The organism is Propioniciclava sp. MC1595 (genome assembly GCF_017569205.1).
In the GTDB taxonomy this organism is placed as follows: domain Bacteria; phylum Actinomycetota; class Actinomycetes; order Propionibacteriales; family Propionibacteriaceae; genus Propioniciclava.
Window position 1 is genome coordinate 2,727,240 of the sequence record NZ_CP071870.1, and the last position, 22,045, is coordinate 2,749,284.

At 68.3% G+C, this 22,045-nt stretch carries 13 protein-coding genes and 2 pseudogenes; 6 read left to right on the top strand and 9 right to left on the bottom strand.

The annotated features are described in order from the left end of the window. Window positions 1-17 precede the first annotated feature (17 nt). From J4N02_RS13170 to menD, 3 genes are read left to right on the top strand one after another with little or no spacing between them, the layout of a single operon-like run. Window positions 18-1,226, top strand: a complete 1,209-nt coding sequence (locus J4N02_RS13170) for an isochorismate synthase MenF (RefSeq protein WP_188332971.1) — start codon at window positions 18-20, stop codon at window positions 1,224-1,226. After that, window positions 1,226-2,173 carry an o-succinylbenzoate synthase gene (locus tag J4N02_RS13175; protein WP_188333018.1) on the top strand — a complete coding sequence of 316 codons (948 nt, stop codon included), beginning with the start codon at window positions 1,226-1,228 and terminating at the stop codon, window positions 2,171-2,173. Before J4N02_RS13170 ends, J4N02_RS13175 begins: the two co-directional genes overlap by 1 nt. Next, on the top strand, window positions 2,170-3,771 hold the full coding sequence (gene menD, locus J4N02_RS13180) for a 2-succinyl-5-enolpyruvyl-6-hydroxy-3-cyclohexene-1-carboxylic-acid synthase (protein ID WP_188332972.1): 1,602 nt from the start codon (window positions 2,170-2,172) through the stop codon (window positions 3,769-3,771). Before J4N02_RS13175 ends, menD begins: the two co-directional genes overlap by 4 nt. 127 nt (window positions 3,772-3,898) lie before the next feature. Here menD and leuS read toward each other — a convergent pair whose 3' ends face one another. Continuing rightward, the gene (gene leuS, locus J4N02_RS13185) at window positions 3,899-6,838 is read right to left on the bottom strand and encodes a leucine--tRNA ligase (RefSeq protein ID WP_243760805.1); all 2,940 of its coding nucleotides are present in this window, start codon (window positions 6,836-6,838) and stop codon (window positions 3,899-3,901) included. A gap of 207 nt (window positions 6,839-7,045) precedes the next feature. On the opposite strand from leuS, the gene J4N02_RS13190 reads away from it, so the two are divergent. Continuing rightward, complete coding sequence (locus tag J4N02_RS13190) at window positions 7,046-7,765, top strand: type 1 glutamine amidotransferase domain-containing protein (protein ID WP_188332973.1); 720 nt, start codon at window positions 7,046-7,048, stop codon at window positions 7,763-7,765. 15 nt (window positions 7,766-7,780) lie between these two features. Here J4N02_RS13190 and J4N02_RS13195 read toward each other — a convergent pair whose 3' ends face one another. Next, the gene (locus tag J4N02_RS13195) at window positions 7,781-8,326 is read right to left on the bottom strand and encodes a thioesterase family protein (RefSeq protein ID WP_188332974.1); all 546 of its coding nucleotides are present in this window, start codon (window positions 8,324-8,326) and stop codon (window positions 7,781-7,783) included. Between the two features lie 19 nt (window positions 8,327-8,345). Then, complete coding sequence (locus J4N02_RS13200; RefSeq protein ID WP_188332975.1) at window positions 8,346-10,841, bottom strand: phosphoketolase; 2,496 nt, start codon at window positions 10,839-10,841, stop codon at window positions 8,346-8,348. A gap of 1,761 nt (window positions 10,842-12,602) precedes the next feature. On the opposite strand from J4N02_RS13200, the pseudogene J4N02_RS17450 reads away from it, so the two are divergent. Both J4N02_RS17450 and J4N02_RS13215 read left to right on the top strand, forming a co-directional pair. After that, window positions 12,603-13,289 (top strand): annotated as a pseudogene (locus J4N02_RS17450) (tetratricopeptide repeat protein); the annotation flags it as partial. Window positions 13,290-13,383: 94 nt separating this feature from the next. After that, on the top strand, window positions 13,384-14,448 hold the full coding sequence (locus tag J4N02_RS13215; protein WP_260519434.1) for a tetratricopeptide repeat protein: 1,065 nt from the start codon (window positions 13,384-13,386) through the stop codon (window positions 14,446-14,448). A gap of 161 nt (window positions 14,449-14,609) precedes the next feature. On the opposite strand, the gene J4N02_RS13220 is transcribed toward J4N02_RS13215, so the two are convergent. From J4N02_RS13220 to J4N02_RS13245, 6 genes and pseudogenes are all read right to left on the bottom strand, one after another. Then, window positions 14,610-17,666, bottom strand: coding sequence for a type I restriction endonuclease subunit R (locus tag J4N02_RS13220; protein WP_243760806.1), 3,057 nt, complete (start codon window positions 17,664-17,666; stop codon window positions 14,610-14,612). Further along, window positions 17,663-18,865 (bottom strand): restriction endonuclease subunit S, encoded by a 1,203-nt coding sequence (locus tag J4N02_RS13225; protein ID WP_188332977.1) that lies wholly within the window; start codon window positions 18,863-18,865, stop codon window positions 17,663-17,665. The genes J4N02_RS13220 and J4N02_RS13225 overlap by 4 nt, the downstream gene beginning before the upstream one ends. Beyond that, entirely contained in the window at window positions 18,862-19,773 is a 912-nt protein-coding gene (locus J4N02_RS13230; protein WP_188332978.1) for a restriction endonuclease, read from the bottom strand. Before J4N02_RS13230 ends, J4N02_RS13225 begins: the two co-directional genes overlap by 4 nt. Further along, window positions 19,773-20,420: pseudogene (locus J4N02_RS13235) on the bottom strand (type I restriction-modification system subunit M); the annotation flags it as partial. The gene J4N02_RS13230 and the pseudogene J4N02_RS13235, both read right to left, overlap by 1 nt. A gap of 89 nt (window positions 20,421-20,509) precedes the next feature. After that, on the bottom strand, window positions 20,510-21,430 hold the full coding sequence (locus J4N02_RS13240) for a hypothetical protein (RefSeq protein WP_188332979.1): 921 nt from the start codon (window positions 21,428-21,430) through the stop codon (window positions 20,510-20,512). Then, window positions 21,427-21,885: a TauD/TfdA family dioxygenase gene (locus J4N02_RS13245; protein WP_188332980.1), complete on the bottom strand. Its 459-nt coding sequence runs from the start codon at window positions 21,883-21,885 to the stop codon at window positions 21,427-21,429. Before J4N02_RS13245 ends, J4N02_RS13240 begins: the two co-directional genes overlap by 4 nt. Window positions 21,886-22,045 lie beyond the last annotated feature (160 nt).

Here is a 22,045-nt window from a genome sequence, read left to right on the forward strand (position 1 = left end):
CGGTAGGCTGAACCCTCGTGACAGCAGGACCGGACGCCGTGCGCGTCATCGAGCCGTTCGCCACCTCGCTCCGGCGTGGGACGCCGCTGGTGTGGGCGACCGGTGCCGGCGACGGGCTGGCCGCGACGCTCGGGTGGGGCGAGGCCTTCCGGGCCGTCAGCACCGGCCCCGACCGCTTCGCCGAGCTGGACGCCGCGTTCGACCGCTGGGCCGCCACCCGGCCCCCCGGGAGCAACCCCGTCGCCTTCACCACCGTGGCGTTCGCCGACGACTCCGCCGCGACCTCGGTGCTCGTCGTGCCCGCCCTGCTCGGCCGCTGGTCGCACGGCACCCTCGAGGTGACCCGGCAGGGCGACACCCCCGAGGCCCTGCCCGAGCCCACCGACCCGCCCGAGTTCGAGGAGCTCGAGCTCCTGCCCGGACGCCTCACCCGCCAGCGCTACCGGAACGCGGTCGCCACGGCCGTCGAGCGGATCCGCGCCGGCGAGGTCGAGAAGGTCGTTGTGGCCCGCGACCTCGTCGCGACGGCCCCCCAGCCCCTCGACCTGCCCGCGCTGCTGGACCGCCTGCAGCGCGCGAACACAGCCAGCTGGACCTTCCACGTGGACGGGCTGGTCGGGTCCTCCCCCGAGATGCTGGTCGCGGTCCGCGGCAACCGGGTGCGTTCGCAGGTGCTGGCCGGGTCGGCGCCGGTGACCGGCGACGTGCACGCCGACGACGTCACCGCGACGCGGCTGGCCGCCTCCGCCAAGGACCACGCCGAGCACGCCTACGCCGCCCGGTCGGTGGCCGAGCGGTTGGCGTCCTTGGGCGAGGTGGCGACGCGCGACCCGCAGGTGAAGCGCCTGCCGCGCATCATGCACCTGGCCACCGACATCGCCGGCACCCTGCGCGAGGCCCACTCGGCCCTTGAGGTCGCCGGGGTCGTGCACCCCAGCGCAGCGGTCTGCGGCACCCCGACCGACGTGGCGTTCGGCGTCATCGCCGAGCTCGAGGGCTTCGACCGCGGCCGCTACGCCGGCCCGGTCGGCTGGGTGGACGCCGCGGGCGACGGCGAGTTCGTCATCGCCCTGCGCTGCGGCCAGCTGGACGAGGAGGGCACGACCATCCGCCTGTTCGCGGGTGGCGGGATCGTGGCCGGGTCGGTGCCCAACGACGAGCTCGCCGAGACCGCGCGCAAGTTCCTGCCCATGTACGAGGCCCTCTCCCCCGTGGACCGGCCGTGATCCTCACCTGGTCCTCGCCGCTGGCCGACCGCTTCCGCAACCTGGACGTGCGCGACGGCGTCCTGCTGCGTGGTCCGGCCGGGTGGGCCGAGTTCTCCCCCTTCTGGGACTACGACGACGCCGAGTGCGTGCCCTGGCTGCGCGCCGCGGTCGAGGCAGCCACGCTGTCCTTCCCGGACGCCGTGCGCACCTCCGTGCCCGTCAACGCCACCGTGCCCGCCGTGGGACCCGAACGTGCCGCCGAGATCGTGCGGGCGTCCGGCTGCGCGACCGTGAAGGTGAAGGTCGCGCAGGCCGGCCAGTCGCTGGCCGACGACCTCGACCGGGTCGCCGCCGTGCGGGACGCCCTCGGCCCGGCCGGGGCGATCCGCGTGGACGCCAACGCGGCCTGGTCGGTCGACGAGGCCGTCGCCGCGCTCCCCCGGATCGACCGCGCGGCCGGTGGGTTGCAGTACGCCGAACAGCCCTGCGCGGCCGTCGACGACCTGGCCCGCGTGCGCCGGGCGGTGGCGGTGCCGATCGCGGCCGACGAGTCGATCCGCCGCGCCTCCGATCCCCACGCCGTCGTGCGCGCCGAGGCTGCCGACGTGATCGTGGTGAAGGTGCAGCCGCTCGGCGGGGTGCGGGCCTGCCTGGCCCTCGCCGAGGAGCTCGGCCTGCCCGTCACCGTGTCCTCGGCCCTGGAGTCCTCGGTCGGGGTCGCCGCCGGGGTCGCCCTCGCCGCGGCCCTGCCCCGCACCAACGCCGCCGGGTTGGCCACCGTCGCGATGCTGCGCGCCGACGTGGCCGCCACCCCGTTGCTCCCCGTGGACGGTGAGCTCCCCGTGGGGCGGGTGGTCCCGGACGCCATCACCCCCGCCGCCCCCGACCTCGACCGCGCCTGGCGCGACCGCCTCGACCGGGTGGCCGCCTTGGCCGGCATCGACCTGCAGGAGGTCCTGGCATGAGCTCCACCGCGATGGCCCGCGCGCTGGTCACCCAGCTGGCCGCCCACGGGGTCCGCGACGTCGTCGTGGCGCCGGGGTCGCGCTCGGCGCCGCTGGCCTACGCCCTGGCCGACGCCGAGGCGGCGGGCTGGCTGCGCACGCACGTGCGCATCGACGAGCGGACCGCCGGCTTCTTCGCCCTCGGCCTCGCCCGCGCGTGGGCGCTACGGGGCGAGCCCCGGGTCGTCGCGGTCGTGACCACGTCCGGCACCGCGGTGGCGAACCTGCACCCGGCCGTGCTCGAGGCGTCCCACGCGGGGCTGCCCCTGGTGGTCATCACCGCCGACCGGCCGCACGAGTGGCACCGCACGGGCGCCAACCAGACGACGGTCCAGACGGGCATCTACGCCGACGCCCCCCGCGCGGTCGCCGAGCTGCCCGCCCGCGCCAACCCGGCGGCCGCCCGCGGGCACGTCGCCCGGCTGGTGGCCGCGGCGCTGGGCACGCTGACCACCGACCCGGGTCCGGTCCACCTCAACGTGTCGTTCGCCGAGCCCCTGGTCCCCGACGGCCCGTGGACGCCGGGCGACCTCCCCGCCCCCCTGCGGGTCACCCCCCGATCGGGAGGCGGCGGAGCGCCGACAGCCCGTGTTCCGGCCGTCGACAGCCTGCCTTCCGGCGGCCCGGGCGCCGACCGCCTACCCTCCGGACGCCGCACCCTCGCCGTCGCCGGTGACGGGGCAGGACCGAACGCCGCCCGCCTGGCCGCCGACGCCGACTGGCCGCTGCTGGCCGAGCCCTCCTCGGGCGCCCGCACCGAGGGCGCCATCGTGCACTACCTGCGCCTGCTCGCCGACGGCCTGGCCGACGACGTCGAGCGGGTGGTCGTCTTCGGGCACCCCACGCTGAGCCGGCCGATCTCGCGGCTGCTGGGGCGCGCCGAGGTCGAGGTGGTCGTGGTCTCCCCCACCGCCCGCTGGACCGACGTCGCCGGCGCCGCCACCCTCGTCACCGGGGCGATCGCGGTCGAGCCGCCCACGGCGTCCGACACCGCGTGGCTCCAGCGCTGGCGGGACGCCGACGCCGCGGTCACCCTCGCCCCGACCCCGATGCAACGCGCCGCGCTGGCCCTGTGGGACACCGAGGACTGGCTCCTGCTGGGCTCGTCGAACACCGTGCGGGCGTTCGACACCATCGTGCCGGGAGCCCCGCGCGGCGCGAAGGTGGTCGCCAACCGCGGCCTGGCCGGCATCGACGGGCTGGTCTCGACCGCGCACGGCCTGGCCACCGGGCTGGGCGAGCCGGTCCGCGTCGTGCTGGGCGACCTGAGCTTCGCCCACGACGTCGGCGGCCTGGCCCGCGGAGACCATGAGCCCGAGGTCGACCTCCAGGTGGTCGTGCTCAACGACCACGGCGGCGGCATCTTCGGCTCGCTCGAGCACGCCGCCGCCGGGCCCGCCATGTTCGCGCGCTACTTCAGCACGCCGCAGGTGCTCGACGTGGTGGCCGCGGTGCAGGGGGTCGGCGCCACGGCGTCGCGGGTCGGCGTGGACGACCTGCCGCACGCGCTCGCGGCCCCCATCCGCGGGCGCAGCGGGCTGGACGTCGACCTGGCGTGAGCCAGGCCACGCGGGTCAGCCCTCGTGGATGCCGTCTCCGGGGCGCAGGGCCTCCCCACAATCGGCCAGGGTCTGCCACCCACCCTAGTCAGCAACCGGTCCGCGCGAACCCTCCCGAGGGGTGAGGTCAGCCCGCGACGATGTTCACCAGGTTCGGCGCGCGGACGATCACCTTGCGCACCGTCTTGCCCTCCAGCAGCGCCTTGATGCGGTCCGAACCCAGGGCCAGCGCCTCCAGGTCGGCGTCGCTGATGTCGGCGGGAACCTCGAGGCGGTCACGCACCTTGCCCTGCACCTGCACGACGCAGGTGACGGTCGCCTGCACCAGCAGGGACTCGTCGGCCACCGGGAACGCCTCGAACGCCAGCGAACCCTCGTGGCCCAGGCGGCCCCACAGCTCCTCGGCGATGTGCGGCGCGACCGGTGCGGTCATCAGCACGACGGCCTCGGCGGCCTCGCGCGGCACGGCGTCCAGGCGCGTCAGGGTGTTGGTCAGCGCGATCAGCTTCGAAACCGCGGTGTTGAAGCGCAGGTGCTCGTAGTCGTCACGCACGCCCTCGACCGTCTGGGCGATCGCGGTGGCGACCTCGGCCGAGACCGGCTCGTCGACCACGGTCACCTCGCCGGTCGATTCCGAGACGACCAGGCGCCACAGCCGCTGCAGGAACCGCTGCGAGCCGACGGCCGCGCGGGTCTCCCACGGACGCGACACGTCCAGCGGACCCATCGACATCTCGTACACCCGGAACGTGTCCGCCCCGAACGCCGCGTACATCTCGTCGGGCGTGGTCACGTTCTTCAGCGACTTGCCCATCTTCCCGTACTCGCGGGTGACCGGCTGGCCCTTCCACTCGTAGCGGACCTCGCCCGAGCCGTCGGACGCCGGCACCTCGACCACCTCGGCCGCCGGCACCGGCTGGCCCCGGTCGTCGCGGAACGCGTACGCCTGGATGTAGCCCTGGTTGAACAGGCGGCGGAACGGCTCGGAGGAGCTGACGTGGCCCAGGTCGAACAGCACCTTGTGCCAGAAGCGGGCGTACAGCAGGTGCAGCACCGCGTGCTCCACGCCGCCGACGTACAGGTCGACGCCACCCGGGTCGGGCACGCCCGCCGGCAGCGACGCCGGACGCCCGAGCACCGGCTCGGCGCGCGGGCCCATCCAGTAGGCCTCGACCTCGGGGTCGACGAACGCCTCGTCGTTGGTCGGGTCGAGGTAGCGCAGCTCGTACCAGCACGAGCCGGCCCACTGCGGCATGACGTTCAGCTCGCGCCGGTACGTCCGGACGCCGTCGCCCAGGTCGAGCTCGACGGTCGCCCACTCGGTGGCCTTGGCCAGCGGCGGGACCGGGTCGGAGGTGTTGTCGTTCGGGTCGAGCTTCACCGGGGAGTAGTCGCTCACCTCGGGCAGCTCGATCGGCAGCATCGACTCGGGCAACGCGATCGGCAGGCCGGTCTCGTCGTACACGATCGGGAACGGCTCGCCCCAGTAGCGCTGCCGGCTGAACAGCCAGTCGCGCAGCTTGTAGGTGATGGCGCCCTTGCCGATGCCCTGCTCCTCGAGCCAGGCGATCATGCGCGCCTTGGCGTCGGCGACGCCCAGGCCGTCCAGCGACACCGAGTCGTTGGCCGAGTTCATGGCCGGGCCGTCGCCGGTGAAGGCGGTGTCCATGTCGTGGTCGGCCGGCGGCTGCACCGTGCGCACGATGTCGATGTCGAAGCGCTCGGCGAAGGCCCAGTCGCGCTCGTCCTGCGCGGGGACGGCCATGATCGCGCCCGTCCCGTAGCCCATCAGCACGTAGTCGGCGATGAACACCGGGATCGGCTGCCCGTTGACCGGGTTGGTCGCGAAGGTGCCGGTGAACACACCGGTCTTCTCCTTGCCCTCCTCGGCCTGGCGCTCGACGTCGGTCTTGCGCGACGCGGCCTCGCGGTAGGACGCCACGGCCTCGGCCGGGGTCACGAACCCGCCCGTCCAGGCCTCGCGGGTGCCCGCGGGCCACGCGTCCGGGACGAACGAGTCGACCAGGTCGTGCTCGGGCGCCAGGACCATGAAGGTCGCGCCGAACAGGGTGTCGGGGCGGGTCGTGAACACCTCGATGCCCACCTCGCCGCCGGCGACGGTCGTGGCCGGGAACACCACCGAAGCGCCCGAGGAGCGGCCGATCCAGTTGCGCTGCATCAGCTTGACCGGCTCGGGCCAGTCCAGGCGCACCAGGTCGTCGGTCAGCCGGTCTGCGTAGGAGGTGATCCGCATCATCCACTGGCGCATGCGGCGCTTGAACACCGGGAAGTTGCCGATGTCGGAGCGGCCGTCGGCCGTGACCTCCTCGTTGGCCAGCACGGTGCCCAGGCCGGGGCACCAGTTGACCGGCGCCTCGGACAGGTAGGCCAGCCGGTGGTCGTCGACCAGCCTGCGCTGCTCGACCGCATCGAGGTCGGCCCAGGCCCGGCCGCCGGGCACGGCGCGGCGTCCGGACTCGAACTCGGTCACCAGCTCGCTGATCGGGCGGGCGCGGCCGGTGCCGATGCCGTCGCGGGCGGGGGCGTCCGGGTCGTACCAGCTGTTGAAGACCTGCAGGAAGATCCACTGCGTCCAGCGGTAGAACTCGACGTCGGTGGTCGCGACCGAGCGACGGTCGTCGTGGGCCAGGCCCAGGCGGCGCAGCTGGGCGCGGTACGTGGCGATGTTGGCCTCGGTGGTCACGCGCGGGTGCTGGCCGGTCTGTACCGCGTACTGCTCGGCGGGCAGGCCGAACGCGTCGTAGCCCAGCGCGTGCAGGACGTTCTTGCCCGTCATCCGCTGGTAGCGGCTGAAGACGTCGGTGGCGATGTAGCCCAGCGGGTGGCCGACGTGCAGCCCCGCGCCCGACGGGTAGGGGAACATGTCGAGCACGAAGAGCTTCTCGCGGTCCCCGGACGCCGCGGCCTCGGCCAGTGGGCCGGCCGGGTTCGGGGCACGGAAGGTCTGCTCGGACTCCCAGCGGTCCTGCCAGCGCTGCTCGATGTCAGCAGCCATGGCGGCGGTGTACCGGAAGGGCGTCTCGTTGTTCTCGTTCGTCTCGACCACGGGCCAACTCTGCCACTTCTGGACGCCGAGTCCGAACCGTGGCCACCCACACCCCCGGTCGTTGCCGTCTGGCACCCGGGGGGACCCGGGACGCGCCGAGGGCTTGGGTTCTGGACGCCGAGGGCTCCCCTCACCGCTGCGACAAGGCCTTTCGCCGGCACCGCCCCCGTGGCAGAGTGGTCCCGACCGACCACGAGGAGGGCCACCATGGGCCGCACGAAGCATCCCGCCCGCGTCCTGATCATCGCCACGAACACGCCGGCGTACGAGCTCGCCGGCTACCGCACGGGCCTCTGGCTGGGAGAGCTCACCCACTTCTACGACGTGCTCGCCGACGCCGGCCACGACCTCACGATCGCCAGCGTCTCCGGCGGGCTGGTACCCCTCGACCCCGAGAGTCTGGCCGCTCCGGTCCTGAAGCTCGGCCGCACCGACAAGCGCTACGAGGACCCGGCCTTCATGGGCCTGCTGGAGGACACGCCCAGCGTCGAGGACGTCGCCGAGGAGCCGTGGGACGTCGTCTACCTGGCCGGTGGCCACGGCACGATGTTCGACTTCCCCCACCAGCCCGCCCTGGGTGGGCTGCTCGCCCGCACCCTGGAGGACGGCGGCATCGTCGCAGCCGTGTGCCACGGGCCGGCCGCCTTCGTCGGGGCGACGCTGTCCGACGGCTCGCCGTTGCTGGAGGGCTGCCGCGTGACGGGGTTCTCGTGGGCCGAGGAGAAGCTGGCCGGGCGCGACAAGGTGGTGCCGTTCCGGCTGGACAAGGCGCTGAAGGACGAGGGCGCCACCTACACCAAGGCGCTGTTGCCCATGACCGAGAAGGTCGTCGAGGACGGCCGCCTCGTCACCGGGCAGAACCCGATGAGCGCCGCCGGCGTCGCCAAGGCGGTGGTGAAGCTCCTCAAGAAGCAGCACCGCCACTGAGGCGGCACGCCGGGGTCAGGCGGCCCCGGCCGCGTCGAAGGTGGTCGTGTCGATCTTGGTCGAGGCCGTCCAGTCGTGCAGCCAGTCCGGCACGTCGAGGTGGCCGGGGAACTCGCCCACCAGTTCCTCGAGCTCGTCGTGCTCGACCGAGCCGCCGGTCTTCTTGAGGAACCGGCTGCGGATGATCGCGTGCGCGTAGACCGTCTCGCCGACGCAGAACGTCTGCTCCACGTAGCCCCACTTGTCGTCGAACCCGAGCACGCGGGTGTACAGGTCGAAGCGCTGGCCCAGGCGCAGCGACTTGCGGTAGGTGATCGTCTGCCCGGCCACCACCGGGAACCAGCCCCGCGCCGACAGCTTCGCCCACATGCCCGAGCGCACCATGAGGTCCATGCGCCCGAGGTCCATGAGCGTCAGGTACTTGCCGTTGTTCATGTGCAGGAGCAGGTCGAGGTCGGTGGGCACCACGCGGAACGGGGTGCGCGCGGTGTGCCAGATGCTCAGCCGCCGGGCGCGCAGCCATCGCAGCCGCAGCAGGAGCATCCGCCAGTACAGGTTCATGCCGCCAAGACTAAGGGCCCTACTCGTTGTCCCCGCCCGTGGACCCGCCGCCGGCGACCCGGCCAACCGCGTCGCCGGCGTCCGGCCACACCCAGTCGGCGATCTCGGGCAGGTCGGTGCCCCATTCCTCGGCGTACGCCGTGGCGGCCCGGCGACGGTCCACCATCTCCTGGCGCAGCCCGGCGTGCCGGGCGCCCAGTCCCGGGACCCGGTCGATGACGTCCAGCACGAGGTGGAACCGGTCGATGTCGTTCAGCATGCACATGACGAACGGCGTGGTCGTGGAGCCCTTCTCCTTGAACCCGCGCACGTGCAGGTTGTCGTGGTTGGTGCGGCGGTAGGTGAGGCGGTGCACCAGCCACGGGTAGCCGTGGAAGTTGAAGATGATCGGCTTGTCCGTGGTGAAGATCGTGTCGAAGTCGCGGTGGGACAGGCCGTGTGGGTGCTCCCGCTCGTCCTGCAGCCGCATCAGGTCCACCACGTTGACGAACCGCACCCTGAGCTCCGGGACGTGCCGGCGCAGCAGGTCCGCGGCGGCGAGGGCCTCCAGCGTGGGGACGTCGCCGGCGCAGGCCAGCACCACATCGGGGTCCTCCCCCGGGGTCTCGCTGCCGGCCCAGTCCCAGATGCCGAGCCCGCGGGCGCAGTGGGCGATGGCGTCCTCCATGCCGAGGAACACCGGCTCGGGCTGCTTGCCCGCCACGACCACGTTGACGTAGTCGGTGCTGCGCAGGCAATGGTCGAAGGTGCTGAGCAGCGTGTTGACGTCCGGCGGCAGGTAGATGCGGGTCACCTCGGGCGACTTGTTGAGCACCACGTCCAGGAAGCCGGGGTCCTGGTGGCTGAAGCCGTTGTGGTCCTGCCGCCACACGTGCGAGCTGAGCAGGTAGTTCAACGACGCGATCGGACGCCGCCACCCGATGTCGGAGCAGGACTCCAGCCACTTGGCGTGCTGGTTGAACATCGAGTCGACGATGTGGATGAACGCCTCGTAGCTGCTCATCAGCCCGTGCCGCCCGGTCAGCAGGTAGCCCTCCAGCCAGCCCTGGCACTGGTGCTCGCTCAGCACCTCCACGACCTGCCCCACCTCGTCGAGGTGCGCCTCGTCGTCGGGCTCCGTGCCCGCCAGCCACTGCTTGTCGGTGACCTCGTAGACGCTCTGCAGGCGGTTGGACGCCGTTTCGTCCGGTCCGAAGATGCGGAAGTTGCGGGGGTTCGCCCGCGCGACGTCGCGGAGGAAGGCCCCCAACACCTTCGTGGACTCCACCAGCGGCCCACCGTGGCCGTCGGCGTCCGGTTCGACCGCGTGGTCGCGGAAGTCGGGCATCTGCAGCTCCTTGAGCAGCAACCCGCCGTTGGCGACCGGGTTCGCGCTCATCCGCAGCTCGCCGGCAGGGCGCAGCGCGTCGAACTCGCGGCGGAAGCCGCCCCGCTCGTCGAAGAGCTCGTCGGGTGCGTAGGACTGCAGCCAGTCCTGCAGCAGCTGCAGGTGCTCGTCGGTGTCGCGGGCGCTCGCCAGCGGCACCTGGTGGCTGCGCCAGTTGCCCTCGGTCTTCTTCCCGTCCACGGACGCCGGGCCGGTCCAGCCCTTCGGCGTGCGGAACACGATCATGGGGAAGCGCGGGCGCTCGACGTCGCTGGGGTCGACCTCCGCGGTGGCCTGCTTGATGTCGACGATGAGGTCGAGTGCCTCGTCCAGGACCGCGGCGAACCGCTTGTGGACCTCCAAGTGGTCCTCGTCCGCCTCCGCCGCGAAGAACAGCGGCTGGTGGCCGTAACCGCGCATGAGGTCGGCGAGTTCCTCCTCGGGGATGCGGGCCAGCACGGTCGGGTTGGCGATCTTGAACCCGTTGAGGTGGAGGATCGGCAGGACCACGCCGTCGGTGACCGGGTTCACGAACTTGTTGCCGTGCCACGACGTGGCCAACGGGCCGGTCTCGGCCTCGCCGTCCCCGACTACGGAGAAGGTCAGCAGGTCGGGGTTGTCGAACACCGCACCGTAGCTGTGCGAGAGCGCGTAGCCCAGCTCGCCGCCCTCGTGGATCGACCCCGGCGTCTCGGGCGCCACGTGGGACGGGACCCCGCCCGGGAACGAGAACTGCTTGAACAGCCGCTGCAGGCCGGCGTCGTCGCGGCCGATGTTCGGGTACACCTCGGTGTAGGTGTGGTCGAGGTACGCGTTGGCGACGAGCCCGGGGCCGCCGTGGCCGGGGCCGGCGACGTAGATCGCGTTGAGGCCGCGCTCGACGATGGCGCGGTTGAAGTGCGCGTAGAGGAAATTCAGGCCGGGGGTGGTGCCCCAGTGGCCCAGGAGGCGACGCTTGACGTCGTCCTTGGTCAGCGGACGCCGCAGCATCGGGTTGTCCAGCAGGTAGATCTGGCCCACCGACAGGTAGTTGGCGGCCCGCCACCAGCCCTCCAAGAGCCGGGCGGTCTCGTCGCTGATCGGGTCCTGTGTGCCCTCGGGTCGGCGCTGCCACACGGTCGCTGCGGTGTTCGGGGTGGTGTTCGACATGTCACTCCATCCGGACGGTTGGTCGTGCGTGCCCCTCCTTTCTACCTCGTTCGGCCGCCGTCCGCATCACCCCTGGCGTGGCGCTCAGCCCGAACGGCGCCCACCCGCGCAGGACATCGGGGTGCGTCACGGGTGCGTGAAGCGGTGAGGGACTGGTGCCGGGAATTGAGGAACCCCGTCCGACTTGACTAGTCAGACGGGGTTTCCCGCTGGTGGAGCTAAGGGGATTCGAACCCCTGACCTTCTCATTGCGAATGGCATCAGGCGTTGCGGGAGGGCGATTCTGAGGCAGGGTGAGCGAGGCGATCCACCCTGACCTTGCATGCGTTGCGCCGCGGGGGCAACATGGGGGCAACCGTCCGGTTAGTGTTCGATTCCTTTGGCGTGCTGCTGCGACAGCAATTGGCTGACCGCATGCGGCTGTGGTGTTCGAAGAAACTGCTCTAGTCTCACGATCATGAAGGACGGACTACCGTTCACCTACAGATCACTTCGGGCTGAGGATGAGGCGTGAGGGCGACAGGTGTTGGGCCGTGGGGGGGCCGGGTTGTGCGGGTTGGGATTCCCGCAGCCTTGCTGCTGTTCGTCGCGGCCCTGGTTCCTGATGAAAGTGTGGCCGCCCGGTCGGCTGCACAGGTCGTCGCGGTACTCGTGCCACTTGGTGTTGAGGTGGTGCGTGATCGATGGCAGGCGACTCGCCATCGGGATCGCCGGATGCAAGCGCTGAGGGCGCGGCTGGAGCCGCTATCGGCGTCGCCTCCGGCCGAACTGAAGGTGGCATTGGATGATCCCGCCTATCGAATCGCTCCTTATTGGGGGCGCGCCGGTGTGCACCGCCAATTGGACGCGGCCCGCAGTTTGCCCGGCCCTGTCGTGGTGTTGGCGACCGGCCCCGCGTGGACTGGCAAGACACGACTGCTGACCGAGTGGGCGTTGGGCCTGCCGCAGGGAGTGGTGACGGGTTGGCTCCGCCATGGAACGGTCGACGCTGTCATGACCGAAGCCGCCACCTTGGATGCGCCCGTTGTCTTGTTGTTCTCGGGTCGTGACGAGGATGCAGCGACGGTCCTGGCAACAGTTGCCGGGGGGGCCGCTTCGGCCATGATTGTCGTGGAGTCGCGTGACCCGTCCCATTTGGCTGAGGTGGCTCGCTCGATCTCTCCTGCCGCGGGACGCCTCGCCGAGACCGCGACGGTCGTGACGGTCTCCAATCCTGGGGGGCCCTCGGATTCGGAGTTCCGTTACGGCCAGATGGTGCTCGCGTACGGGAAGGTCTTGCGGAACTCGTCATTGGCTCGGGCACCGCACACAACCTTCGCGTGGGGCGATGCACCGATCGGGCTGATGAGCGCCTTCGCGATGCTGCACGCCTCGAGTGGCCGTTCGACACCTCTTGGATCGCCGATGAAGGCCTTCGCCGGATATTGGGACACTCTGTGCGCGTCATGGCTGAAGCCAGGTCCCGACACCCGGTTTGGTCTGCCCGACTTGAGCGAGGTGCAGTTAAGAATCGCCTTGGCAGTGTGTTTACTGTCAGGGAACGATCACACTGAGGCGGTGCTGGCCGGGATGCCCTTGTATTCGGACCAGTTGCGGCGCCATCAGGTGGAGGAATTGACAAAGTGGGCGCACGCGACCTCCGGGGCTAGCCCGACTCGGTCAACCTTGTTGGCGGCGGTTGCTGCCACACAAGAGTGGACGACTGCGCAGCGGCAAGAGGTTGGTTGGTCGGCTCTTGAGGTCCCGGCGGCGTTGGCGGGGATGATCCGCGCGGTGGTGGCCGCGGAGCAGATCCTAGGCGAGCGTCCGCTACTTGCCAGATCGCTACTTGCCGCGACCTTCGGATCGCTTCAGGCAGCCCTCAGGGCTCTGGACGGCGAGACGGTGACCCGTCCGATTGACTTGCTGCTGGCCGAGCAGGTGACCGCAGCCGCCCTGTCTGGCGAGGAGACCGACAGTCTGCTGGGTGAGCGCAGTCTTGTTCGTTTGCCCAACTGTCGCGTCGCCTTGCTTCGCCACGAGTTCACGGAGCTGTCCTCGGAGGCCCCGGTAGAACGCCGCGCTGAACTGGCATTCAACCTCGCGATCAGGTTGTGGGAGGTTGGGAAGCCGAAAGAGGCACTCGAACCGGTCACCGAAGCCGTCACCCTGTACCGGGAGCTGGCCGACCCCCAGACCGGGAACCCCGACCGCTACACCCCCGACCTCGCCACCTCGCTGAACAACCTCGCCAACCGGTTGTCGGAGGTTGGGAAGCCGAAAGAGGCACTCGAACCGGTCACCGAAGCCGTCACCCTGTACCGGGAGCTGGCCGACCCCCAGACCGGGAACCCCGACCGCTACACCCCCGACCTCGCCACCTCGCTGAACAACCTCGCCAACCGGTTGTCGGAGGTTGGGAAGCCGAAAGAGGCACTCGAACCGGCCACCGAAGCCGTCACCCTGCGCCGGCGGCTGGCCGACCCCCAGACCGGGAACCCCGACCGCTACACCCCCCACCTCGCCGGGTCGCTGAACAACCTCGCCAACCGGTTGTCGGAGGTTGGGAAGCCGAAAGAGGCACTCGAACGGCCACCGAAGCCGTCACACTGTACCGGGAGCTGGCCGACCCCCAGACCGGGAACCCCGACCGCACACCCCACGACCCCACCCCGACCTCGCCACCTCGCTGAACAACCTCGCCGCCCTGTTGTCGGAGGTTGGGAAGTCGAAAGAGGCACTCGAACCGGCCACCGAAGCCGTCACCCTGCGCCGGCGGCTGGCCGACCCCCAGACCGGGAACCCCGACCGCTACACCCCCCACCTCGCCGAGTCGCTGAACAACCTCGCCGCCCTGTTGTCGGAGGTTGGGAAGTCGAAAGAGGCACTCGAACCGGCCACCGAAGCCGTCACCCTGTACCGGCGGCTGGCCGACCCCCAGACCGGGAACCCCGACCGCTACACCCCCCACCTCGCCGGGTCGCTGAACAACCTCGCCAACCGGTTGTCGGAGGTTGGGAAGCCGAAAGAGGCATTCCAACCGGCCACCGAAGCCGTCACCCTGTACCGGGAGCTGGCCGACCCCCAGACCGGGAACCCCGACCGCTACACCCCCCACCTCGCCGGGTCGCTGAACAACCTCGCCAACCGGTTGTCGGAGGTTGGGAAGCCGAAAGAGGCACTCGAACCGGCCACCGAAGCCGTCACCCTGTACCGGGAGCTGGCCGACCCCCAGACCGGGAACCCCGACCGCTACACCCCCCACCTCGCCGGGTCGCTGAACAACCTCGCCGCCCTGTTGTCGGAGGTTGGGAAGCCGAAAGAGGCACTCGAACCGGCCACCGAAGCCGTCACCCTGTACCGGCGGCTGGCCGACCCCCAGACCGGGAACCCCGACCGCTACACCCCCCACCTCGCCGGGTCGCTGAACAACCTCGCCGCCCGGTTGTCGGAGGTTGGGAAGTCGAAAGAGGCACTCGAACCGGCCACCGAAGCCGTCACCCTGTACCGGCGGCTGGCCGACCCCCAGACCGGGGACCCCGAGCGTTTCGGCTCTCCGTTGGCCCGCGCTGAACGTGTTGTCCTGGACCTCAACATCACCCATACAGATGAAGACCCCGATCAATAGCGGCTGGGCGTGCGGGTTTGTTCCTGCCGCTGCCTGCTATGCACTGTCGGAGACGCGAGGACCGCACCGCAGCGGAGCGAGGAGCGGACCGCAGCGGCTGCGCCGGCGGAGCCGGCGCCTTGATCTTGTAGAGCCGGATTCACCAGTGGGCCGCCGAGAGGCTACGCCAGTCCGAAGTAGCGGCTGAAGAAGTCGGTGAGCTTCTCCAGGACGGTCTGTTTCTTGATGCTGTGGTTGTTGGCCTTGGCGAACCGAGACACCGGCGGCAGGATTCGGGTGACCGCGGTGCCGGCGGTCGGCACCGACCCGTCACGGAAGGCCCGCTGGATGAACTCCCGGGTTTCGTCAGGTCGAAGGTTCTCCTCGGTGATGATGCGATCCAGGTCCTCGGCGCGCTTGGCGGCGACGAAGGCCTTCCATTCGCCGTCGACGTCGGCGTCCACGGTGAGGGAGTCGACGAAGGCCTCGACGAGGTCCTTCTTGTTCCGCAGTGACGGGCTGGAGTCGATGGCTCGAGCGATGGTAGCGCGGACCTCGACGTCGCCAGGCTCGCCATGCTGCTCCAGGTACTGGCGCACGAGCATCAGGATGTAGTCGACGTTGACCTCGACCTGCTTGATCAGCTCGATCTCGAAGACGACGTCGTCGTTGATCATCTCCTTGTCCGCGACGGTGACCTTGCGCCGCTCGGCATAGAGATTCAGGTAGACGCTCTGATAGTCCTGTAGCTGCCGCGGCGTCAGGATCTCGTTGCCGGCGAAGTCGTCGAAGCTGGTCAGGATGTTCCGCAGCCGGAGGATCGCCCCGAACAGGGCGATGAACTGCTTCTGGTTCTCCTCGCCCACGATCACCTGCCCCGGCGGGTAGCCGTCCAGGAGTTCGGTGACCTTGGCGGCGTACTCGTCGAAGTACTCCCCGTACGGCCGCAGCAGCGCGACGCCCTTGGCGTCCGCGTTGCCGAACAAGGCCAGGGCTTCGTTGGTCTCGTCCTCGAGGTTCCGGAAGCTGACGATGTTGCCGTACGTCTTAACCGAGTTCAGGATCCGGTTCGTTCGCGAGAACGCCTGGATGAGCCCGTGGGCGCGCAGGTTCTTGTCCACCCACAGCGTGTTCAGGGTGGTGGCGTCGAACCCGGTGAGGAACATGTTGACCACGATCACCAGGTCGAGCTCGCGGTTCTTCAACCGCATCGACAGGTCCTTGTAGTAGTTCTGGAACTTGTCGGCTGACGTGTCATAGCTGGTGCCGAACAGGTCGTTGTAGTCCTGGATCGCGTCCTCCAGGAACTCCCGCGAGCTCTGGTCCAGGTCGTAGGTTTCGAACTCCTCCTCGCCCAGCAGGCCGTCGGGTTCGGCCTCGTTCGCGGCGTAGCTGTAGATCAACCCCACCTTCAGCTGCTGGTCGGATGGCAGTTCGTCCTGGCGGTAGGTGAAGGCGTTGTAGTAGCGCTTCGCGGCCTCGATGGATGCCGTCGCGAACAGCGAGTTGAACCCGACCAGCCGCTTCCCGGCGAGGGTGTAGGTGCTGTTGCGCTTGGTCTTCTGGTCGAAGTGCTCGCGCACATAGGCCACCACTTGGCTGATGCGCTCGGGCGCCAGCAGGGCCTTCTCGGTGTCGATGGCGGATACCTGCTTGTCGGCGATCGCGTCGGAGGTCTTGATCGTGTTGATGTAGTCGATCCGGAAGGGCAGCACGTTGGCGTCGCGGATGGCGTCCACGATCGTGTAGGTGTGCAGCCGGTCGCCGAACGCCTGCTCGGTGGTCCGCAACCCAGGGGTGCCACTGCTCCCGGCGTTCACGGCGAAGATCGGCGTCCCGGTGAACCCGAACAGGTGGTAGTTCTTGAACGCCTTCGTGATCTTGGTGTGCATGTCGCCGAACTGGCTGCGGTGGCACTCATCGAAGATGATGACCACGTGCCCAGCGAAGATCTGGTGCTTGGCGTTCTGCTCGACGAAGCGGGCCAGTTTCTGGATCGTGGTGATGATGATTCGCGAGTTCGGGTCCTCCAGTTGCCGCTTCAACACTTTGGTCGACGTGTTCGAGTTGGCGGCGCCCTTCTCGAAACGCTCGTACTCGCGCATCGTCTGGTAGTCCAGATCCTTGCGGTCCACGACGAACAGCACCTTGTCGATGCTGGGCAGCTTCGTCGCCAGCTGGGCGGTCTTGAAGCTGGTCAGCGTCTTACCTGACCCGGTCGTGTGCCACACATACCCGCCCGCGGCAATCGTTCCCAGGCGTTTGGTGTTGGTGGCGGTCTCGATGCGCCGCAGGATCTGCTCGGTGGCCGCGATCTGGTACGGGCGCATCACCAGCAGCTTGCGGTCGGCGTCGAAAACGCAGTAACGGGTCAGGATGTTCAACAAGGTGTGCTTGGCGAAGAACGTCTTCGTGAACCCGACCAGGTCGGTGATCGGCTTGTTGCTCGCGTCCGCCCACCAACTGGTGAACTCGAAGCTGTTCGACGTCTTCCGCCGGCTCCTCTTCCCGGACGCCTCGGCCAGGTGCTGGTCGCGGACCGTGTTGGAGTAGTACTTCGTCAACGTGCCGTTGCTGATCACGAACAACTGCACGTACTCAAACAGGCCAGAGTCGGCCCAGAAGCTGTCCCGGGCGTACCGGTTGATCTGATTGAACGCCTCCCGGATGTCCACCCCCCGCCGCTTCAACTCCACGTGCACCAACGGCAGGCCGTTCACCAGGATCGTCACGTCATAGCGGTTCGCGTGCACACCACCTGTCTGGACGCCGTCGGCGCCGGCAGTCGCGGCTGGGACCTCGTACTGGTTGATGACCTGCAGGCGGTTGTTGTGGATGTGGGTCTTGTCGAGCAGGTAGATGTTCTTGAACGACCCGTCATCCCGCTTCAACACCTGGACATGGTCGGTCTGGATCTTCGCGGTCTTCTCGACTACGCCCTCGTTGACGCCGGCGATCTGCTGGGTGAAGAACCGCTGCCACTCCCCATCAGTGAACGCGACCTTGTTCAACACCTCCAACTGGGTCCGGAGGTTCGCCACCAGGTCGGCCTCGGCGCGCAGCGGCAGATACTCGTACGCCTGCTCCTGCAACAAGCCGATCAACGCCTTCTCTAGGTCGGCCTCGGACTGGTAGCCAGTCTGCTTGGCCGGGTCAGGAGTGAACTCAGCCACCACCGTCGACTCGGCACTCAACGCGATCGCCTCATAGGCGACGGTCGACCCATCGATCGGCGTCACGACGCCACCTCGTCGAACGTGAGCAAACGATCACGGTAGAACTCATACTGCTGTCGCCGTGCCGTCAACTCCGCAGGTAACCCAACAGATAGGCCGTTCACCAGTGCGTCGAAGGCATCGAGCACCGAGACAACTCGCTCCTGTTCATCCAGGTCAAGCACCGGAATCTGGGCTCGCTTGAGGTTGTCGTTATAAAGCCTGCGGATGGTTCCCCCGTCGGTCGCCCAGTCCATCACCTGATACTGGTGATAGAGGTAGCGGTTCAAAACGATCGACTCGTCGTTATCCAACCAGACGATGTTTGAATCTTGGAAGTAGGCGCGCTCTCCGTCGTACTCCACCGCCCGACCGATCGTTCCTGCTGCCGACAGCAACACATCTCCCTTTTTGGGGAACGGATACCGATTGCGATAGTCAAGGAAGAGTGCTTCAGAGATGTAAGCATCCGGCTTTCCTCCGAAGGTGCCAATCTTGAAAAACGGGATATCACCCCTGGTTGTAGTTTGATCTTTGAAAACCCGTTTGCACATCGACACGCGACCGAGCGATCCCAGCTCGATCCAACGCGAGCCACCCTGCGCGCTGGGACGTAGAAGGGTCTGCCGATAGTGCTCATATTGGTGGCGGCGTGCCTCCAGCTCCGCCTCCAGCTCCGCCTCCAGCTCAGTGAACGTATCCAGGATTCGCACGATCTCCCGCTGCACCTCCAGCGGCGGCACCGGGATGCGGATCTTCGCCAAAGCCTCGCCAGAGACGCGTCGCACCTTGGTTCCGCTGACGAAGCGTTGCTTCTGTCTGTGAAACTGCTCCGTCTGGAAAAAGTAGGCGACGTACTTCGGATCCAAAACGTGTCGGAAGATGAAGGCATCCCCGCTGACCGCCGCATCCCCGGATCCAAGCCACGCCGTCGCCTTTGCCACCGCCGCGTCATCTTCACTGGTTGTGGCGATCACCAGATCGCCAGGAGTCGCCTTGCGGAGTCGTGTGGCGAACTCGGTTGAAACGAATGATTTCGTGCCGGTCGTCCAAGTGCCGTAGTGGGTGTGGATCTGGCCGTAGTGAATGGCAGGCGTGCCAGCGTCGGTGAGATCCGCCTTCTGCAGTCCGCTTCCTCGGATGAACTGCCCCAACTCCCCGAGGGGCCTTGACGGGACCCCGGCTGTGGCATGCCGGGCAATGAGGTCGTCGATGCGGCTCATTCGAAGAAGTCCTCGTCGATCTCCACCACTCGGACGGTGTCCTTGGTCTGGACCCCGACCCCGAAGCGGATCATCAGGTTCGCGAGCCGGTGCCCGTCGATGAGAATGAGTCGGTAGCTGGTGTGGTGTGCGGCGTACTCGACGGCGCCCGGGCTGAACGAGCTGGTGGTGATGAACACGCCCCGGTCTGCCTTACCACTCAGGGCTCCCACGAAGCCCTGCAGCTCTGGGCGCCCTACCGTGTTGCCCGGCTTGTACCGCTTCGCCTGCACATAAACCTTGCTCAACCCGAGGACGTCCTGGTCGATTACTCCATCGATGCCGCCGTCGTTGACCAGCTGGGTGGCTTCGCCGCCACCGTCCGAGCCGCCATAGCCCATAGCCAGAAGCAGATCTACCACAGCCTGCTCGAAGAAGGCGGGTTCCTTGCCCAGCAGTCGCTCCAGCAATTCTTTCGAGACTGCTTCGTGGATGCGGGCGATGCCCTGCTGGATCTGTTCGGACGGATCCAGGACCGTCGGCTCGATGGTGATCGGTCGCTCTGGCTTCTTCGCTGGGACGTAAGGGGTGATCGCCCAGGTTGGGTCCTGGCCGAGAGCATCGAGCTGGTTCTCGGTGATGCCTTGGGGGAACTGCGCCAGGACCTGTCGGCCTGCGTCGGTGATGTGGTAGTTCCCACGAGACGGTCTGGCCAGCGCCCCGACCCGGGCAAGCTGCGACAGCGCCCACCCGATCCGGTTGGCGTACGTCGGCTCACCTGAGTTGAGGATGACGCCCCGCTGCTCGTCACTCAGCCCCACGATGTCGGCCGCGAGCTTGGCCATCTCGCGACGGCTATGGGTCGAACCGTCGCTCAGTGCCTTCAAGCACGGCACCATGAAGCCCTCCCAGGTCGGCATGCCACTCATCAGTTCGCCCCTTCCAGGTCGGCCACGATGGCGTCGATCTGCTCCCGCAACTCCTGCTGGCGGGCCACGATGCGAGCGATCTCGGCGTTGAGGGCGGTGATGTCGGTCGCCACGCGGGTGTCCTTGGCCTCGACGTAGCTTGAGACGGCGATGTTGTAGCCGTTCTCCGCGATGGCCTCGTTGTCGACGAGCCTGACGATGTGGTCGACGTCCGCGCGGTGGGTGTAGGCGTCGAGGATCGTCTTCTGGTTGGCGTCGGTGAGCTTGTTCTTGTTGCCGTGGCGGACGAACTCGGCCGACGCGTCGATGAACAGCACGGCGTTGTCGCGCTTGGACTTCTTGAGCACGATGATGCAGGTCGCGATGGTGGTGCCGAAGAACAGGTCCGGTGGCAGCTGGATGACGGCGTCCACGTAGTTGTTGTCGATCAGGTACTTGCGGATCTTCTGCTCCGCCCCACCGCGGTAGAGGACGCCGGGGAACTCGACGATGGCGGCCGTGCCGTTGACCGCAAGCCAACTCAGCATGTGCATCGTGAACGCGAGGTCGGCCTTGCTCTTGGGGGCGAGCACGCCGGCCGGGGCGAAGCGGGGGTCGTTGATCAGCAGAGGGTTGGCGTCGCCGTCCCATTTGATGGAGTAGGGCGGTTCCCCAGAAGACTCAGGCCTGTTGCACTCCTGTGCTCTCAGGCCTCAGTCGCGGCGAGCTCTCCGCCCTGCCGCGGGGCCCCGAGCGGTCAGTCATTTCCGTACTCAGGCTCCCAGTAGTCCCCCACTTCTGTTCTGACATCGAAGGCCTCCGGCAACTGGGCCTCCGCGATCAGTTCGTAGGAGTCAAGAACCAGTCGACATCGGTCGCAGCTGAAGTAGCTGGATCCGATCGTGAGTTCCATCCATGCGTCGTAGTCGTCTTCGGAGAGCCACTCGACGTGCTCTTCCGCGTTCTCGACATCCTCGCCCTCGATTAGGCCGGGTCCTCCGCAGGCGGGACAGTTTGCTGCCGTCGAGTATTCCAGTCGGGCTGAAAGGTCACCTTCGCGGTGGCGTGCCCATTCTGCGGCTTCGGCCGCGCGGAGCTGTCCGGTTTGGAGAAGGTGTAGTCGTTGACGGGAGCGCTCGATCAGCATCTGGTAGCGAAACTCGATGTTCTTCTTGTTGGAGGCGAGGTGCGATTCGACCTCGGGGACACGGTCGGTGCCCACGAGGTCGTCCAAGATCTGATCGCATGCGTTGATGAGGATGTGAGCCTGAGCCCAGTAGCGGGGCCACCATGCCGCTTCGGGGATGGCGGTGTAGGTGGGGGCGGCCCCGTGGAGGTAGTCGTTGCGGGCGTTGGCGATGGCGCGCGCTTCGTCGGAGTTGAAGGGCTTGAACGCCTTGGCGCAGCGGGAGAAGAGGGTGTGGGCCTGGACGGAGGTGAAGCGGGCTTCGCCTTGTACCAGCCCGCTTGCGACGAGGATGTTGGTGCCTTCTTCGTTGGGTGCTGCGATGAGGACCGGTGAGACTCGAGCGAGAGCGGCTTTGGCGAGGAGTTCAAGGGCGAGGGAGGCCCACAGCGCTCGTTCATCAAATGTTCGTGGTTCGTCGTGGTCCATGGCGTGGTTGAGAAACAGCCGTGCCTTCAGAAGGAGTGCGTTGTGATCCCAGGGCTTGGTCATTGCGCCTTCCGGATGAATGCGAGCCGGTGTAGGACTCGGGTCGTGGCGTCCGTTTCGGAGACCTCGTGGCGGGCGTGGAGGATCTGCCGGTTGTCGATGAGCAGCATCTGGTTGGGTTGGGTCCAGCCGTGCTCGTGTGTGTCTTTCCGGTCTGCGAGGAACTGGGCGGCGATGCGAGCGCGCTGATCGCAGGGGGTCATGCACCCGGGGTCGTAGCGGATCCGGCTGCCGGTCGCCGCATGGGCCAGGAAGGGTTGGTTTCCGGATCGCACCAGGAAGATGCCGCTCAGCATGGCGTGCCACGGCACGGCCGAATCGCCGTGCGGCACGGCGCGGAGTGTGGTCGGGGTGGTGTTGGGCGCCTGGGCGAGCAGGACGATCCAGTCCGGAGGCTCAGGCAGGTGAGCGCCGTCGGTGTGGAGCGGCTGATGCCCGAGGCCGTAGGTGGCGCTCAAGGAGCGTGGGTGGGCCTGGGCCTGCGTCTGGGGGCGTAGGGCCGTGAGGGCTGGTTCATCGGAGCGCATCGGTACCTCTGCCCAGCCGAGATGTCGGGCAGCGTCCCGGAGTTGGGTGAGGGTGCAGGACCCTGTGGCCCAGGAGCCGTATGCCTCCTTG

What these genes read in the sequence shown, in the direction of transcription:
- menD (WP_188332972.1), top strand. Translation starts at nt 2,170, where the DNA reads ATGAGCTCCACCGCGATGGCCCGCGCGCTGGTCACCCAGCTGGCCGCC.
- J4N02_RS13195 (WP_188332974.1), bottom strand. Translation starts at nt 8,326, where the DNA reads ATGAACCTGTACTGGCGGATGCTCCTGCTGCGGCTGCGATGGCTGCGC.
- J4N02_RS13200 (WP_188332975.1), bottom strand. Translation starts at nt 10,841, where the DNA reads ATGTCGAACACCACCCCGAACACCGCAGCGACCGTGTGGCAGCGCCGA.
- J4N02_RS13190 (WP_188332973.1), top strand. Translation starts at nt 7,046, where the DNA reads ATGGGCCGCACGAAGCATCCCGCCCGCGTCCTGATCATCGCCACGAAC.
- J4N02_RS13230 (WP_188332978.1), bottom strand. Translation starts at nt 19,773, where the DNA reads ATGAGTGGCATGCCGACCTGGGAGGGCTTCATGGTGCCGTGCTTGAAG.
- J4N02_RS13225 (WP_188332977.1), bottom strand. Translation starts at nt 18,865, where the DNA reads ATGAGCCGCATCGACGACCTCATTGCCCGGCATGCCACAGCCGGGGTC.
- J4N02_RS13240 (WP_188332979.1), bottom strand. Translation starts at nt 21,430, where the DNA reads ATGACCAAGCCCTGGGATCACAACGCACTCCTTCTGAAGGCACGGCTG.